We start from the raw sequence: 15,761 nt of genomic DNA on the forward strand, positions 1-15,761 counted from the left end.
CGGGCTGCAACATCCGCCCCGCCTCGGCCTCGAGGCGGCTGCGAAGACTGCCCGAACATGCGCGTTATCCGGGGATGGCTTATGCTCAAGGGCGGTCGTCAATTTAGTGCACTGTCACCGTAAATACGGTCAGCACGGGATAAAGGCCCAGCCGTGGCAATTCAGGGGGCCTGAAGACCTCAGGCGAGGACCCGCGCCGCCTCGCCGAGCAGGGTGGCCGGTGAGATCGGCTTGCCGACGAAGCCGTCGAAGATCGACAGGTCGGCCCGGCTGGTGGTTGCGTCGTCGGCCGAAAAGGCCAGCACCGGCACCCGCTCGTTGGGCCCGCCCCGCTCGCGGATGGCCGTCAGCGCCTGCGGGCCGTCCATGCCCGGCATCCGCAGGTCCATCAGGATCAGGTCGACCGGAACGCGGTCGGCGATGGCCACGGCGGTGGCGCCGTCGGCGGCCTCGGTGACGTCGATTCCCACGAGTTCGAGGATGGTGCGGGCGAGGTCGCGATTCATGGCGTTGTCATCAACGACCAGAACCCGGGCGCCCGCCAGCGTATCCCAGGCCGAGGCTTCGGCGTCCGCCGGATCGACCAGGTCGCAGGCCTCGGCCGGCAGTTCGAAATGGAAGATGCTGCCCCTGCCCGGGGTGCTGGTGACGCCGATCTCGCCGTCCATGGCCTCCACGAGACCGCGACAGATGGCCAGGCCCAGGCCCGTGCCGCCATGACGGCGGGTGGTCGAACCGTCAATCTGGGAAAATCGCTGAAACAGTCGGGCCTGCTGCTCGGCGTCGAGCCCCGCGCCGGTGTCGGTGACCGACACTAGCAAGCGCCCGGCGCGGTAGGCCGCCCGCAGGGTGACCCCGCCGGCGTCAGTGAACTTCACGGCATTGCTGACCAGATTGAGCAGCACTTGCCGAACCCGGTCCGGATCAAGCAACAGACCATCCGGGAGGCCGGCTTCCGGCGCAAAGGTCAGCGTCAGTCCCTTGGCCTGGGCCTGGCCAGACAGCAATTGCAGGCCGTCGTCGAGGAGCTCGCGGACGGCGACCGGCCGGGATGCGAAGTTCATCTGGCCGGCCTCGAGCTTGGAGAAGTCGAGGATGTCGTTGACCAGGGTCTGCAGCGCCTGGCCGGCGACCTTCAGGCGAGCGACGTGGGCGCCGGCCTGTTCCGGCAGATCGCGCATGTCGCTCAGCAGGCCGCTGAAACCGAGGATGGCGGTCAGCGGTGTCCTGATTTCGTGGCTCATGTTGGCAAGGAAGTCGGTCTTGGCCCGGGCGGCGCTCTCTGCAGAGTCGCGCGCCCGGCGCAGGTCTTCCTCGATCTGGCGCTGGGCGCTGACATCGCGAAGCAGATCGATGATTTCGTCCTGGCCGTCGGCGCCGCGCAGTAGGGTCGGCGTGCTTTCCAGCGAGATCCACTGGCCGTCGGCGCGCTGGAACCGGAAGGTGAGCCGGGCGAAGTCGCCGGATTTACCGTCTATCACCTGCTTGACCCCAGCGCGGCAGGCGTCGACATCGTCCGGGTGGATGCGCTCGATAATCGCGGTCGGACTGCGGGCCAGATCCGTCAGACTGAACCCCGTCAATCTGTTGAGGGCCGGCGAGGCGTAGAAGAGCTCGCCTGCCTTCGTGGAGCGGGTGATGAGGTCGGTGGAATTCTCGGTCAGGACGCGGTAGCGCAGTTCGCTGGCCCGCAACGCCTCCTCGATCTCCCTGCGCTCGGTGATGTCGCGCATGACGTTGATGATCTCGACGGGAGCGCCGGCCGCATCGCGCACGATCGTCGGGTTGCTCTCGGCCCAGATCCAACGCCCGTCAGCACAGCGGAAACGAAACTGGCGAAACGCCCCCGGCGGATCTTCCAGCCCCGCAAGGCGGCGCTTGCGCATCGCCAGGACCCGCTCGCGGTCGTCGGGATGGACCAGGTCCTGGGCCTTCAAGCCGAGCAGGTCCTCCGGCTCGTAGCCGTAGATGCGGCAGGCGCCCGACACCCAGGTCACGCCCTTGCCGGGCTCCACCCGCGTGATGACGTCCGCAGAGTTGTCGGTCAGGCGGCGCAGCCGCGCCTCGCTTCGGCGCAGCGCTTCCTCGGCCTCGGTCGCGCTGGTGATGTCGAGAAAGACGCCGAACAGCCGCTCGACGGCCCCGTCTGGACCGTGCCGGGCCTCTCCCCGGGCCGTGACGTGGCGTAGGCCGCCGTCTGGACGGTGGATGCGGGCCCGCAGCGCATAGGGCTCACCATGGCTTATGGCCCGTCCGACAAGCCGTTCGAGTTCGGCCGCGTCCTCGGGCTCGTAAAGGCTCAACACCCCGGCCAGATCGGGCGGCGGCAGGGCCGGGTCGAGGCCATGAATGGTGTAGACAGCGGGGGACCAGATGGTGCGGTCGTCAGCCGGATACCAGGCCCAGTAGCCGAGTCCGGCCATCGCCTCCGCCTGGCTCAGCAGGCTGGCGCGTTCATCGGCGTCATGACCGGGGCGCGGAGCTGGGCATGCGGACGTCGGGGATTGAGGCAGGGGCTGTCGGCGGACCATGGCCGTGGACAGTGCGGCCGCCGGACGGAAATGCGGTTAATGGAAATCTGAAATGGCCGTCTCGGGCGGGCGCAAAATGTCGCAGCCACAGAGTGAGGGTAGGAACCGGGCCAGAATCCTCAGGATGGGTAGGCATCGGAGGCTCAGCGCTGCCCTTTGCGATCATCCCCGCTCAACAAACGAGTCGATCACCTTCTTCTCGCCCGCCTGTTCGAACGCCACCGTCAGCTTGTTCCCCTCCACGGCCACCACCGCGCCGTAGCCGAACTTGATGTGGAACACCCGGTCGCCCCGGGCGTAGGCGCTCTCCTTTTCCGGGGATGACACCGCCACCAGGCGGCCTTCGCCTTCGATGACCTGTTGGCGGCCGGGGTGGCCGCCCTGGTAGTTTCGCGACTGGGCGCGTTTCCAGCCGGGGCTGGTGTAGCCCTGGCCGAAGCTGGAGTCGGCGTCCCAGCGGCTGGTGGTGGGCTGGCTCATGCCGGGGCCGCCGCCGTAGTAGCCGGTCTCGGACGCGGCATCGACCGTCTCGGGCGGCAGTTCGTCGACGAAACGGCTGGGGAGCTGGCTGGTCCAGCGGCCGTAGACCTGGCGGTTGGCGGCGAAGCTGATGCGGGCCTGTTCGCGGGCGCGGGTGATGCCGACGTAGGCGAGGCGCCGCTCCTCCTCCAGGCCCTTGTCGCCCTTCTCGTCCATGCTGCGCTGGCTGGGGAAGACGCCTTCCTCCCAGCCGGGCAGGAAGACCAGGGGGAACTCCAGGCCCTTGGCGCTGTGCAGGGTCATGATCTGGACGCTGTCGTCGCTGCCGCCGCGGTCGAGGTCCATGACCAGGGAGACGTGCTCGAGATAGTCGCCGAGGGCGTCGAACTGGCCCATCGACTGGACCAGCTCCTTGAGGTTTTCCAGCCGGGTCTGGCTGGTCGGGCCCTTGTCGAGGCGCAGGGCGTCGGTGTAGCCGCTCTCCTCCAGGATGGTCTCGGTCAGGCGGACGTGGTCGGTCTGGCCGGACTGCAGCTGGGCGGTCCAGCGGTCGATGTCGCGGACGAAAGCGGCGAGGGCGGTGCGGGTCTTGCCGACCAGTTCGTCGGTGTTGACCAGGCCCCGGCTGGCGTCGATGGCGCTGATCCCATGGTGGCGGGCGAGGGTGAGGATCTTCTGGACGCTGGTGTCGCCGATGCCGCGCTTGGGCACGTTGACGATGCGCTCGAAGGCCAGGTCGTCGTCGGGCGACTGGATCAGGCGCAGGTAGGCGTGGGCGTCGCGGATCTCGGCGCGCTCGAAGAAGCGGGGGCCGCCGATCACCTTGTAGGGGATGGCCAGCATGACGAAGCGCTCTTCGAAGGCGCGCATCTGGAAGGAGGCGCGGACCAGGATGGCGACATCCTTGTAGCGGCGGCCGGACTTCTTCCAGCGCTCGATCTCCTCGGCGATCAGGCGGCTCTCGGCCTCGCCGTCCCAGACGCCGCGGACCATGACCTTTTCGCCGGGCTGGTCCTCGGTCCACAGGGTTTTGCCCAGGCGACCCTTGTTCTCGGCGATCAGGCCGCTGGCGGCGGCCAGGATGTTGCTGGTCGAGCGGTAGTTGCGCTCCAGCCGGATGACGGCGGCGCCGGGGAAGTCGCGCTCGAAGCGCAGGATGTTGTCGACCTCGGCCCCGCGCCAGCCGTAGATCGACTGGTCGTCGTCGCCGACGCAGCAGACGTTCTGGCGGGCCTGGCCGAGCAGCCGGAGCCACAGGTACTGGGCGACGTTGGTGTCCTGGTACTCGTCGACGAGGATGTAGCGGAACCTGTCGTGGTATTCGGCCAGCACGTCCGGGTGCTTCTGGAAGATGGTGATGTTGTGCAGCAGCAGGTCGCCGAAGTCGCAGGCGTTGAGCGTGCGCAGGCGGGCCTGGTAGGCGGCGTAGAGCTCCTGGCCGCGGTTGTTGGCGAAGGCGCTGTTTTCCGGGCTGGGCAGGTTTTCGGGCGTCCAGCCGCGGTTCTTCCAGTGGTCGACGAGGCCGGCCAGGGTCTTGGGCGTCCAGCGCTTGGCGTCGATGTTGGCGGCCTCGATGACCTGTTTGATCAGCCGTTCCTGATCGTCGGTGTCGAGGATGGTGTAGCTGGATTTCAGGCCGACGAGGTCGGCGTGGCGGCGCAGGATCTGGGCGGCGACGCTGTGGAAGGTGCCGAGCCAGCGCAGGCCCTCGGCGCTGGGGCCGATGATGGCGGCGATGCGCTCGCGCATCTCGCGGGCGGCCTTGTTGGTGAAGGTGACGGCCAGCAGTTCCCACGGCCGGGCGCGGCCGGTGGCCAGGATGTGGGCCAGGCGGGTGGTCAGCACGCGCGTCTTGCCGGTGCCGGCCCCGGCGAGAACGAGGACCGGGCCTTCGGTGGCCTCGACGGCCTGACGCTGTTCGGGGTTGAGGCCGTCCAGATAGTCGGGCTGGCCCGAGACGCGGTCGGCGCGGGCGAGGTCGGAGATTTTGGGGGTCAGCGATTCAGACATCAGGGGAACGTATGTAGCACAAAGCGCCGGGAGGAGGGCGACGGCGCAGAAACTCTCCGCCCGCTTGCGGGGGGAGAGTTGGATGGGTGCGCTGCGCCGCCTGGCGGAACGGCGGTCTGGGTTGGGCCGTTTACCCGTCACGGAGGAGCAAGCCATGGCTCATGCCCATTCACCTCATCGCGGCGGCACGTTCTGGGGGTTCCTGCTGGGGGCGGTGTTCATTCTCGCCTTGCTGATCGGCTGGGCGGTGTTCAGCGGCAATACGCCCAACCTGGCCAACCAGGCGATGAACCTCGATGTGCAGCTGCCCAAGGCCCCGAAGCTGCCGGCGACGCCCAATCCCGAACCGCTGCCGCTGCCTAGTCCCGCGAAGCCCGGCTAAGGGCGTAGACGCGGCACGCCGAGGCCAGCGGCCGCTCGCCCCGGCCCGCGTCAATGCGGACGATGAGGGCGGCCGTGCTCAGCCCCTCGGCGGCGGCGGCGGCGTCGAGAACCGCCCAGAACTCGGGCTCCAGCGCCAGCGAAGTGGCGTGTCCCGTTAGTGACACCGATCGTTTTTGCAGACGCGGCAATCTGGCCCCCTTGCCATCTAAGCAGTGTTCACATAGTAGCTAACGCCCACATACTGCCGAAACCTCTCTCCCCAGAGTTTCCGACCATGAACGCCATGACCCCCATCGTCGCTTCCGCGCGCCCTGAAGTCGAGTTCCGCAAGGGCGAGACGATACGGCTGCAGCCGGTTCGCGCCCTCAAGGCCGTTCGCAGGCTGATGGCCGACAAGGAGGACACCGCTGCGGTGTTCGACCTGATGCGGGCCCTGTCGGGCAACGCCATCTCCAAGGGCTATGCCCGGCTGATGAAGACGCCGCGCGGGGGCCGTATCGCCTATGAGCGCGACGAGCTGAACGACCGGCTGATGGATCGCGCCTGGCTGGAGAGCTTCGCGCCCGGCACGGTCGGGGCCGCCTACCTGGCCCATATGGACGAACGCGGTTTCACGGCCGATGGCCTGAAGGAAATCAGCGAGCAGACCCGGGACAGCCAGGTCGAGGCGGCGCATCCGCTGACCTGGTACGGCCGCCGCCTGCGCGACGTGCACGACATCTGGCATGTGCTGACCGGCTATCGCACCGATGCGCTGGGCGAGGCCTGCCTGGTGGCCTTCTCCTACGAGCAGACGCGCAGCCTGGGCTTCCGGGTCATCGCCTTCGCGGCGGGGAACAAGATGAGTTCGGCGAAGAACGGCCAGCCCTACAAGGCGGCGATCAAGCAGGCGTTCGCCAACGGCAAGGCCGCCGCCTGGCTGCCCGAGGTCGACTACCCGGCGCTGTTCGCGGAGGACCTGGAGGCGGCGCGGGCGCGGCTCGGCATCAAGCTGCCGACGATCTACCTCTCGATCCCGCCGGAATACCGCGACGGGGCCTTCGAGCCGGCGACGACCCACTGATCCTGCGGCACCGAACGATCGGGGCCCTGCCGCGTTAGGCCTCCCACAGGCGCGTCCCCGCGCCGCAATGGGAGGCCAACCATGTCTGTAATTCAGCCGACGGCGCGAGAGCCGCATCCGTTACACACCCTCATCTCCTGGCCGGCGGTGTTTGCCGGCGCGGTGGTGGCCATCGCCGTCGGGGCGATGCTCAACCTGCTGGGCGTCGCGCTCGGCGCCGCCTCGATCAACCCCTATGACCTGACCACCGGCGAGGCCAAGGCGTTCAGCGCCGGGGCCGGCGCCTGGATCGCCATTGCCAATGCGCTGGCGCTGTTCGTCGGCGGCTTCGTGGCCAGCCGGGTCGCCAAGTACACCGATCACCACAAGGGCTACCTGCACGGACTGGCCGTCTGGGCCCTGGCCTTCATCATCGCCCTGTTCCTGGCCGGCTCCAGCGCCGTGGGCGGGGTCAATTCGATGATCGACGGGCTGTCGAACAACGGCGTGCAAGAGGTCAACGTCCTTGATCGCGAGCCGCTGGCCGGCGACCTGCCCGACAGCGCCGCCGCCATCCCGCCAGCCGCGCAGCCGGAAGCCAACGCCGCCGCCGACTCGACGGCGACGGTCGCCCTGTGGGCCTTCATCGCCATGCTGCTGGGCGCCATCGCGGCGGTCTTCGGCGGCCGCTACGGCGCGCGCAGGCACGCCTGGGAGACCCGGGCGCATGTGACCGAGACCCCGACCACCGTGGTCGGCACGGACCCGCACCTGCATACGACGCCGCACACGGCGCCGCATTCGACGACGCCGACGATCTGACCGGGACGGCGGCTGGCGGAAGCCGGCCGCCGGACCCTCAGGGAGCGTCCTGGCAGCTGATGCTGACCAGGCCGTCGCCCTCGTCGATCACCCAGATCTGGCGCGGCGCCCCGGCGGGCGCCTTCTGGTTGTGAACGATCTTGGAGCCGAACTTCGGCTCCACATCGAGCGGCTCGGCCCCGACCGCCACGCGGATGGTCTCCGCGATCTCCCCCACCTTGCCGCGCACCACGGCGTTTCGGTTGCGGGTCCCGCTGGGTTCGACGACCGTATAGATCATCTCGGGATCGAGGCCGTAGGCCGTTACCCCGGCGGGCGGCAGGTAGTGGATGAACTGGCCGGTCGGCTTCTTCTCCCGCGCGACATCCGGCAGCGGGGCGGCCGAGCCGTCCCAGGCGATCCGGCATTCGATGAAGGCCTGGGACCTGGCGAGGTCCGGCTCCAACGCGGCGGCCGGCTGGGCGGCGATGAACAGGGGCAGGGCGAGCAGGAGAGGGCGCGGGGTCATGTGGCGATCATGCCCTGTCCGGGCGCTAAGTCCATGGCTGGAAAAGGGGGCGTCTAGCCGTCGAAGCCGGCGGCGGCGAAGTTGACCATACGGCGCTGCAGGGCGGCGATGTCGTCCTCGCGGGTGAGGCCCTCCGACAGGACGTGCAGGCGGTCCAGTTCCATGAAGCGGTTCTGGTGGATCATGCCGAGCACGAAATGCAGCCGCCAGTAGACCTCCTCCGGCGCCAGGTCGGGCCGGGCGGCGAGCAGGGCGTCGCTGAAGCGGCGCAGGTGGGAAACGTCGGTCGACAACACTTCCTTGATCTCGGCGGCGCCCTCGCTGCGGGCGCGGATCAGGAACTGCAGGGAGATGCGGCGGTCGTTGGCCGGATCGAGCCAGCGCAGGGGCGGGGCGATCAGGGCGGTGAGGATCTCGCGCACAGGCGGGCTGCCGCCGTGGGCGTCCGAGACCTCGTGCAGCAGACGGGCGCGTTCGCGGTTCAGCTCGGTGGTGCGCCGACGGAAGATTTCGAACAGCAGGCTGTCCTTGGACCCGAAGTGGTAGTTGACGCTGGCCAGGTTGACGCCGGCCTCGGCGGTGATGTCACGCACCGAGACGTTCTGGAAACCGTTGAGGGCGAACAGCCGCTCGGCGGCGTTGAAGACCAGCTGTTTGGTGGCCGCTTCGGCTTCGCCGGCCCCTTCGGGCGCACCGTTTTCAATCTGACTCACTGTGTCCCAACCCTTCCCTTCCGGAAGCGGAGCATTACGGGCGTGGGGGAATTAGGCAAGGGCGATAAAACGGGCGTTCTAAACGCCGGGGCCGGGCCGGGTGAAAGCGCCTTCAGAAAAACTGTCTAATTCTATCGCCATAGTAGGAATAAGGACGATGTCAGGTCGGACGCGACGCCATGGGGGCTAACGCGTCCACCGGGGATATTCGTCATGGCCGCATCCAATCGCCTGTCGCGTAAACTTCTGCTGCTGACCGGCGCCGCCTGCCTTCTGGCCGCGCCCGCCGCCTTTGCCGCAGAGGTCACGGCCCCGGCCGAGGAGGGCGCGGCCGCCGCCGGTGTGGAGGCCGACCAGGGAGAGAGCACCGTCGACACCCTGATCGTCACCGCCCGCCGCCGCGAGGAAAGCGCCCAGGACGTGCCGATCGCCCTGCAGGTGACCAGCGGCGTCAAGCTCGAGCAGGCGGGTGTCGGTAACGTCAGCCAGCTGACCCAGCTGGTCCCGACCCTGCAGGTGCTGTCGCCGAACGGCCGCAACACCAACCTGACCATCCGGGGACTTGGGGCCAGCTACGGCCTGGCCAATGACGGGCTGGAGCAGGGCGTGGGCATCTATATCGACGGGGTCTACAACAGCCGGCCGGGCGCGGCCCTGTCGGACTTCATCGACATCGAGCGGGTCGAGGTGCTGCGCGGGCCGCAGGGCACCCTGTTCGGCAAGAACACCACGGCCGGCGCCCTGAACATCGTCACCGAGGACGCCGACACCCAGGAATTCCAGGCGCGGGTCGAGGGCAGCTACGGCAGCTATGACTTCCGCCAGGCCAAGGCGAGCGTCAGCGTTCCCATCGTCAAGGACGTGCTGGCCGTGCGGCTGTCGGCGGTGGCCACCTATCGCGATGGCGACATCTACAACACCGTCCGGAAGCAGGACCAGAACGCCCGCGAGAGCGAGACCGTGCGCGGCCAGATCTACTGGCAGGCCACCGACAAGCTGCTGGTCCGCTTCGCCGCCGACTACACCAGCCAGCAGCCGGAATGCTGCACCCAGCTGTTCTACAAGTACGGTCCGACCTTGAAGCCCGCCAACCAGCAATACCCGGCCCTGGCCGCCGGCAAGGGCTATGCGCCGCCGAGCACCAACATCTTCGACCGCAAGGCCGATGTGGACAGCAACATCCAGGCCGACCAGTGGCTGAGCGGCCTTGCCCTGACCGCCGACTACGACTTCGGCTTCGCCACCCTGACCGCCATCGGCGCCCACCGGGAGTGGGACTGGGAGCCGCGCAACGACCGTGACTACACCGCGCTGGACGTGACCCGCCAGTCGGCCAACCCCAGCCACCAGAAGCAGGACAGCCTGGAGATCCGGCTGGCCTCGAACGGAGCCAACACGCTCGATTGGACCGTCGGCCTCTACTACTACGACCAGAACATCACGACGGCCGGGGTGACCGAGTACGGCGCCGACGCGACCTACTGGCTGCTGCCCGGGACTGTGACTCCGCCGGCGCTGCTGGACGGCTATACGGTGTTCAACAACTCCAGCATCGACACCACCTCCTACGCCGCCTTCGGCCAGCTGACCTGGAACATCACCGACAAGCTGAGCATCACGCCTGGCATCCGCTACACCCAGGAGGACAAGGAGGGGGTCTATGTCGCCACCGTCGCCGGCGGGCTGGTGACGGCCGATACCACCCTGATCAACCGCCGCCTCGGCATCGCCCGGCCCCAGGCCTATGCGGCCGACACCAGCGATGGGTCGTGGTCGGGCCAGATCGCGGTGTCCTACGACTTCACCGACGACATCCATGTCTACGGGACCTGGTCGCAGGGCTTCAAATCGGGCGGCATCAACATGTCCGGCATTCCAAACACGGCGGCCGGCACGCCGTCGCTGACCAGCGCCGTGGTCAAGCCGGAGGAGGTGACGACCTATGAGGTCGGCCTCAAGACCCAGCTGTTCGACAACCTGCTGGTGTTCAACGCCGCGGTGTTCGCCACCGACGTCGAGAACTTCCAGGCCAACGTCGTCGACACCGGCCCGGGCGCCCTGCGCGGCTATCTGGCCAACGCCGAGAAGGTGACCCTCAAGGGGGTGGAGGTCGACTTCAACACCCGCTCGATCGGCGGCTTCACCTTCTACGGCAACCTCGCCTACACCGACGGCCAGTACGACAGCTTCGAGAACGGGCCCTGCCCGCTGGAGCGGATCGGCACGGCGACGGCGGCCTGCGACCTGTCGGGCAAGGAGCTGCCGGGGGTGTCGAAGTGGGCGGGCTCGTTCGGGGCTGAGTACCGCCAGGAGGTCACGGTCGGCAAGTTCGTCGGCGAGGCCTACCTAGGCGCCGACGCCAGCTTCCGCTCGGCCTATTTCGCCGATGCGGCGGTGTCGAAGTATTCGCGCCTGCCGGCCTATGAGCTGGTCAACCTGCGGGCCGGCTTCAAGTCGGACAGCGGCTGGGAGGCCTTCCTGCTGCTGAAGAACGCCTTCGACGAGGAGTATGTGCAGAACATCACCATCGTCTCGGGCAACAGCGGCCTGATCGTCGGCACGCCCGGCGAGGACCGCACGGTCAGCCTGACGCTGCGGGCCCGGTACTAGGCTTTCGCAACCCCAGGCAGGGGCGGGCGTTGGACTCCGCGAATCGGAGATCCTTTCATGGCTGCCCGCCCCACCTGGCAAGGCCACCTGCGCCTGTCGCTCGTCACCTGTCCCGTGGCCCTCTACACGGCGACCCAGGCCAGCGGCGAGGTGCACTTCAACCTGCTGCACAAGGACACCCACAACCGCATCCGGATGATCCCGACTGACCCCGAAAAGGGGCCGGTCGAACGCAAGGACCTGGTCAAGGGCTACGAGTACGAAAAGGACAGCTACATCGTCGTCACCCAGGACGAGATCGACGCGGTGCGGCTGGAAAGCACGCGGACCATCGACATCGAGCGGTTCGTCGACGCCGCCGATATCGACCGGCTGTACTGGGACAATCCCTATTACCTGGTGCCGGACGGCAAGTTGGCGCTGGATGCGTTCAGCGTCATCCGTGACGCCATGGGCAAGACCAAGAAGGTGGCCCTGGCCCGGCTGGTGATGCACCAGCGCGAGCGACTGCTGGGCATCGAGCCGCGCGGCAAGGGGCTGATCGCCTGGTCGCTGCGCTCGAACAAGGAGGTGCGGGACGTCGCGGACTACTTCGACGACATCCCGGCCCACAAGGGCGACAAGGAGATGGTCGCCATCGCCGAGAAGATCATCGAACAGAAGGAGGGTCCGTTCGATCCCTCCAAATTCAATGACCGCTACGAGGACGCCCTGCGCGACCTGATCGCCGAGAAAAAGAAGGGCAAGGGCAGGACCGTGAAGGCCGAGGAGCCGGAAGACACCAATGTGGTGGATCTGATGGCGGCGCTGAAGAAGAGCCTCGAGGCGAAGGGGAAGGCCGCGCCGGCCAAGGCTGCGGCGAAGAAGGCCCCAGCCAAGGCGCCGGCCAAGAAGCGGGCTTAGGCCGCCGCCTTCGCCCCGCGCTCGAGCCGCTTGATCGCCGCCGCCAGCGGGCGTTCGCTGTCGCAATAGTCTTCCCAGGCGCTCATGCTCTTCACCAGCTTTGGCGCGGTGCGGATGGTGTATTTCGCCGGGTCCAGCCCCTTCTTCACCTGTGTCCAGGTCAGCGGCATTGACACCGTCGCCCCCGGCCGGGCTCTCGGCGACAGTGGCGCGACGGCGGTGCTCATCCGGTCGTTGCGCAGGTAGTCGAGGAAGATGCGGCCTTCGCGCTGGGCCTTGCTCATGGTGATCAGGTAGCGGTCGGGGTTGTCGGCGGCCATGCGGGCGCAGACTTCGCGGGCGAAGGCCTTGGCGGTTGGCCAGTCGATCTTCGATTTGGCCAGCGGCGTGACGACGTGCAGGCCCTTGCCGCCGGTGGTCTTGGCGAAGCTGACCAGGCCCAGGTCCTCCAGCCGGTCGCGGACCTCGCGGGCCGCTTCGATGACATCCTCGAAGGTGACGCCCGGGGCCGGGTCGAGGTCGAAGACCAGGCGGCCGGGGCTGTCGGGCGCGAAGGGTTGGCAGTTCCAGGGGTGCAGTTCGGTGGCGCTGGTCTGGGCCACGGCGATCAGGGCCTCAGGGCGATCGATCTGCAGGTAGCCCTTGCGGTCGCCGCTGACGATCGTTTCGGTCAGCAGGTTAGACGCCCCTTTCATCAGGTGGCGTTGAAAGAACTTCTCGCCCTCGATGCCCTCGGGCGTGCGGATGATCGAACAGGGGCGGCCCTTGATGTGGGGCATCATCCAGCCGGCGACGGCTTCGTAGTACCGGGCCAGTTCCAGCTTGGTGATGGGCGAGCCGTCGCCGCCATCCGGCCATAGGGGTTTGTCGGCGCTGGACAGGCGCACCCCGAGGACCTCGGCGGAATTGGCGGGTCTGACGGTGACGGGCTTTGACTTGACCACGGCCGGGTTGGGCTCGGCCAACTCCGTGGAGGCGGGCGCGACCTCGGCTTCCACCTCCTTCGCCGGCTTGTCCTCGCGCAGGCCCTTGAAGGCGGCTTGGCGGATGTTGCCGTCGCCGGTCAGGCCGGCGTACTCGATTTCGGCGACCAACTGCGGCTTGACCCAGTGGGAGTCGCCGGCCTTGGTCCCGCCGCGGCCCTTGGGCTCCTTGTCGCTGAAAGGCGACTTGTCGATCTCCAGGGCCTTTAGCTTCGGCAGCAGTTTGGCGACCTTGTCCTTGCCGAAGCCCGTGCCGATGCGGCCGACGTGGACCAGCTTGCCGTCCTTGAAAACCCCGGCGATCAGCGAGCGGAAGGCGCTGCCGGTCTGGGTCCAGCCGCCGATGACGACCTCATGGCCGGCCCTGCACTTGGACTTGTTCCAGGTCGTCGAGCGGCCGGATTCATACGGGGCCTTGAGGTCCTTGGAGATGATGCCTTCCAGATCCATCCGGCAGGCGGAGCTGAGCACCGCCTCGCCGGCCTGGGTGAAGTGTTCGACGTAGCGCAGGCGCGGCGTGCCTTCGCCGATCAGGGCCTGCAACCGCGCCTTCCGGTCGGCGAGGGGGAGGGGACGCAAATCCTCGCCGCCTTCCGCCAACAGGTCGAAGGCGAAGAAGATCAGATTGTCGGTCTTGCCGTCCGACAGGGCCGCCTGCAGGCCGGCGAAGCTGGGCGAGCCGTTGTCGTCGAGGGCGCAGATCTCGCCGTCGAGGATGCCGTCGGGCAGGGCGGCGCCGTCCCTGGCGATGGCGGCGAACTTGTGGGTCCAGTCGAGGCCCTTGCGGGTCCGCAGGGTCGCCTTGCCTCCGGCGACGCGCAGCTGCATGCGGTAGCCGTCGAACTTGATCTCGTGGCCGAAGTTAGCCCCGACCGGCGGCCGGTCGACCAGCTTGCAGAGTTGAGGTTCAACGAATTCGGGCAGGGATTTCAGCGCCTTGCCTTTCACTTTTGAGGTTTTGGGTCGCGCCGCCTTGGCGGCCGGCGCAACCGCCTGTCTGGCGGCGGCTTCGCCGGTCGCCTCAGGGTCGCCGGAGCGCCAGACGGCGTCGGCCTTCGGCGCTGTCCTGGTCATGAAGGCGGTGGGACGTTTGCCCTTGCCGGCGGCGATGTCTTCCATGCTGCGCCCGGAGGCGATGGAGGTCGTGTTGCGCTTGAGGATACCCTCGCCGTCGCCGTCTTTGACATACTCGTCGCGGTGCTTGATCAGCAGCCAGTTGGTGCGCTTGCCGCCGAACTTGTCTCCGCGCAGCCGGACCAGGACGTAGCCGCCCTTTACCCGTTCGCCGGCGAAGACGACCTTCAGCTCACCTTTCTTGAGCCCCTTGGCGACATCGAACCCGGGCTCCGGCGCCCAGTAGCCTCGATCCCAGAGCATGACCGTCCCGCCGCCGTACTGGCCCTTGGGGATGGTCCCCTCGAAGTCGCCATAGGCCAGGGGATGATCCTCGACCTCGACGGCCAGGCGCTTGTCAGCCGGGTCGAGCGAAGGACCGCGTGTCACCGCCCAGGACAGGAAGACGCCCTCCCACTCCAGCCGCAGATCGTAGTGCAGGCGGGTGGCGGCGTGCTTCTGGATGACGAAGCGCAGGGCTTGCGACGGCTTGACGGCCGCTTGGCTGCTTGGCTCGGCGGTGACGCCGAAGTCGCGCATGGAGTCGTAGGTCTTGAGGTCCCGCTTGGCCATGGCGGGACAACGCACACGGCATGCGCTTGGCTTCAATCCACCCCAACTTCCGTCATCCCGGACGGCTCGTAGAGCCGATCTGGGACCCAGGGGCCGGCGCAGGCACGGTCGAAGCAGCCAGTTCACGCACCCCCTGGGTCCCGGCTCTTCGCTGCGCTACGGCCGGGATGACGGAGGTTGGTGGGGTGTTACAACCCCTTGCCGACGTTCAGGCGGCCGACCGCGGCGGCCTTGGCCGGGGGCAGCTTCAGGGTCGCGTCGAGGAGGGCGATGTTGTAGCGGCAGAGCAGGCCCTGGCGCTTGGGATCGCTGACCGAGATGTTGCGGCCGGTCAGCTGGCGAACGACCTTGGCGTCCTCCGCGTCGAAGCCGGCCAGGGCCTGGTCGCCGATCTGGTTCTTCATCTGCACGTCGTACCAGAGGTCGACGAGCTTGCCGCCGTCCTCGGGGTTGAGGTTGGCGCCGGCGGCATCCTTCACCGGGTTGGTTGCGACCTGCTCGAGAATGGCGGCGGTGGCGTCACGCTCGCGCTTGACCAGATCAGCGCTGACCACGGTGTCCGGATCGAACGCCAGGCGGGCCCCGCGGGTGAAGTCGTAGCAGTACCCGACGTTGACCTTGCCCAGCGCCTCGGCCTTGTCGCGGCGGATCTTCATCAGGGTGATGAGGTTCTCGTCGGTGGCCTTCTTCATCTCGCGGCTCAGAACAGTGCGGGCGTTGGAATGGACCAGCTGGGCGATGCCGGTGCTGCCCAGGCGCTTGCCCTTCACCAGCTCCATGTCGTTCTGCATCTTGGCGTAGTCGGCCGGGTAGTACTTCTTGAGGGTGGCCACCTCGGGCAGTTTCTCGGCCTCCTTGCGGGCCAGGGCGAACTTCTGGTTGGGCACCAGGTCATGGTCGGCGAAGAACCAGCCCAGAGCCCCGCCGCCGGCGCCGATGACGGCCATGGCGGCGATCATCAGGGCGCCCTTCATGCTCAGGGCCCTGGCGAGTACGAAGCCGCCGACAGCGCCGACGGCCAGGCCGGCGACAATGGAAATGATGGTGATGGTGTTGGCGTCCACGACGAAGGCCCCCCGCTACTTTTGA

At 67.8% G+C, this 15,761-nt stretch carries 12 protein-coding genes and 1 pseudogene; 5 read left to right on the top strand and 8 right to left on the bottom strand.

The genetic code is table 11. The annotated features are described in order from the left end of the window. Positions 1-179 precede the first annotated feature (179 nt). Both AC2YG9_RS21420 and AC2YG9_RS21425 read right to left on the bottom strand, forming a co-directional pair. Entirely contained in the window at positions 180-2,423 is a 2,244-nt protein-coding gene (locus tag AC2YG9_RS21420; RefSeq protein ID WP_487300031.1) for a PAS domain S-box protein, read from the bottom strand. 270 nt (positions 2,424-2,693) lie between these two features. Beyond that, a complete protein-coding gene (locus AC2YG9_RS21425; RefSeq protein WP_487300032.1) occupies positions 2,694-5,021 on the bottom strand; it encodes a UvrD-helicase domain-containing protein in 2,328 nt (775 codons plus the stop codon). A 154-nt stretch (positions 5,022-5,175) separates the two neighbouring features. On the opposite strand from AC2YG9_RS21425, the gene AC2YG9_RS21430 reads away from it, so the two are divergent. Beyond that, positions 5,176-5,403 (top strand): hypothetical protein, encoded by a 228-nt coding sequence (locus tag AC2YG9_RS21430; RefSeq protein WP_487300033.1) that lies wholly within the window; start codon positions 5,176-5,178, stop codon positions 5,401-5,403. Here the strand turns inward: AC2YG9_RS21430 and AC2YG9_RS21435 are convergent. Next, the gene (locus AC2YG9_RS21435) at positions 5,381-5,593 is read right to left on the bottom strand and encodes a ribbon-helix-helix domain-containing protein (RefSeq protein WP_487300034.1); all 213 of its coding nucleotides are present in this window, start codon (positions 5,591-5,593) and stop codon (positions 5,381-5,383) included. The two genes, AC2YG9_RS21430 and AC2YG9_RS21435, sit on opposite strands and share 23 nt — an antisense overlap. A gap of 86 nt (positions 5,594-5,679) precedes the next feature. On the opposite strand from AC2YG9_RS21435, the gene AC2YG9_RS21440 reads away from it, so the two are divergent. Both AC2YG9_RS21440 and AC2YG9_RS21445 read left to right on the top strand, forming a co-directional pair. After that, positions 5,680-6,468 carry a Coq4 family protein gene (locus tag AC2YG9_RS21440; protein WP_487300035.1) on the top strand — a complete coding sequence of 263 codons (789 nt, stop codon included), beginning with the start codon at positions 5,680-5,682 and terminating at the stop codon, positions 6,466-6,468. 81 nt (positions 6,469-6,549) lie between these two features. Then, positions 6,550-7,269 carry a YrzE family protein gene (locus AC2YG9_RS21445; protein WP_487300036.1) on the top strand — a complete coding sequence of 240 codons (720 nt, stop codon included), beginning with the start codon at positions 6,550-6,552 and terminating at the stop codon, positions 7,267-7,269. A gap of 37 nt (positions 7,270-7,306) precedes the next feature. Here AC2YG9_RS21445 and AC2YG9_RS21450 read toward each other — a convergent pair whose 3' ends face one another. After that, positions 7,307-7,777, bottom strand: coding sequence for a hypothetical protein (locus tag AC2YG9_RS21450; protein WP_487300037.1), 471 nt, complete (start codon positions 7,775-7,777; stop codon positions 7,307-7,309). Between the two features lie 53 nt (positions 7,778-7,830). After that, a complete protein-coding gene (locus AC2YG9_RS21455; protein ID WP_487300038.1) occupies positions 7,831-8,490 on the bottom strand; it encodes a TetR/AcrR family transcriptional regulator in 660 nt (219 codons plus the stop codon). A 213-nt stretch (positions 8,491-8,703) separates the two neighbouring features. On the opposite strand from AC2YG9_RS21455, the gene AC2YG9_RS21460 reads away from it, so the two are divergent. After that, positions 8,704-11,100 (top strand): TonB-dependent receptor, encoded by a 2,397-nt coding sequence (locus AC2YG9_RS21460; protein ID WP_487300039.1) that lies wholly within the window; start codon positions 8,704-8,706, stop codon positions 11,098-11,100. A 57-nt stretch (positions 11,101-11,157) separates the two neighbouring features. After that, positions 11,158-12,003: a non-homologous end joining protein Ku gene (gene ku / locus AC2YG9_RS21465; RefSeq protein WP_487300040.1), complete on the top strand. Its 846-nt coding sequence runs from the start codon at positions 11,158-11,160 to the stop codon at positions 12,001-12,003. Here the strand turns inward: ku and ligD are convergent. The 3 genes and pseudogenes from ligD to AC2YG9_RS21480 form a co-directional block, all read right to left on the bottom strand. Further along, positions 12,000-14,672: a DNA ligase D gene (gene ligD, locus AC2YG9_RS21470; RefSeq protein WP_487300041.1), complete on the bottom strand. Its 2,673-nt coding sequence runs from the start codon at positions 14,670-14,672 to the stop codon at positions 12,000-12,002. The genes ku and ligD overlap by 4 nt on opposite strands. A gap of 51 nt (positions 14,673-14,723) precedes the next feature. Continuing rightward, positions 14,724-14,842, bottom strand: a pseudogene (locus AC2YG9_RS21475) (hypothetical protein); the annotation flags it as partial. An 18-nt stretch (positions 14,843-14,860) separates the two neighbouring features. Continuing rightward, the gene (locus AC2YG9_RS21480; RefSeq protein WP_487300042.1) at positions 14,861-15,736 is read right to left on the bottom strand and encodes a hypothetical protein; all 876 of its coding nucleotides are present in this window, start codon (positions 15,734-15,736) and stop codon (positions 14,861-14,863) included. Positions 15,737-15,761 lie beyond the last annotated feature (25 nt).

Source organism: Caulobacter sp. SRI_014 (genome assembly GCF_057586315.1).

Bases quoted from the DNA above. Each gene is read 5' to 3' on its own strand.
- ligD (WP_487300041.1), bottom strand. From the start codon at position 14,672: ATGGCCAAGCGGGACCTCAAGACCTACGACTCCATGCGCGACTTCGGC.
- AC2YG9_RS21445 (WP_487300036.1), top strand. From the start codon at position 6,550: ATGTCTGTAATTCAGCCGACGGCGCGAGAGCCGCATCCGTTACACACC.
- AC2YG9_RS21430 (WP_487300033.1), top strand. From the start codon at position 5,176: ATGGCTCATGCCCATTCACCTCATCGCGGCGGCACGTTCTGGGGGTTC.
- ku (WP_487300040.1), top strand. From the start codon at position 11,158: ATGGCTGCCCGCCCCACCTGGCAAGGCCACCTGCGCCTGTCGCTCGTC.
- AC2YG9_RS21450 (WP_487300037.1), bottom strand. From the start codon at position 7,777: ATGACCCCGCGCCCTCTCCTGCTCGCCCTGCCCCTGTTCATCGCCGCC.
- AC2YG9_RS21460 (WP_487300039.1), top strand. From the start codon at position 8,704: ATGGCCGCATCCAATCGCCTGTCGCGTAAACTTCTGCTGCTGACCGGC.
- AC2YG9_RS21420 (WP_487300031.1), bottom strand. From the start codon at position 2,423: ATGGCCGGACTCGGCTACTGGGCCTGGTATCCGGCTGACGACCGCACC.
- AC2YG9_RS21440 (WP_487300035.1), top strand. From the start codon at position 5,680: ATGAACGCCATGACCCCCATCGTCGCTTCCGCGCGCCCTGAAGTCGAG.
- AC2YG9_RS21425 (WP_487300032.1), bottom strand. From the start codon at position 5,021: ATGTCTGAATCGCTGACCCCCAAAATCTCCGACCTCGCCCGCGCCGAC.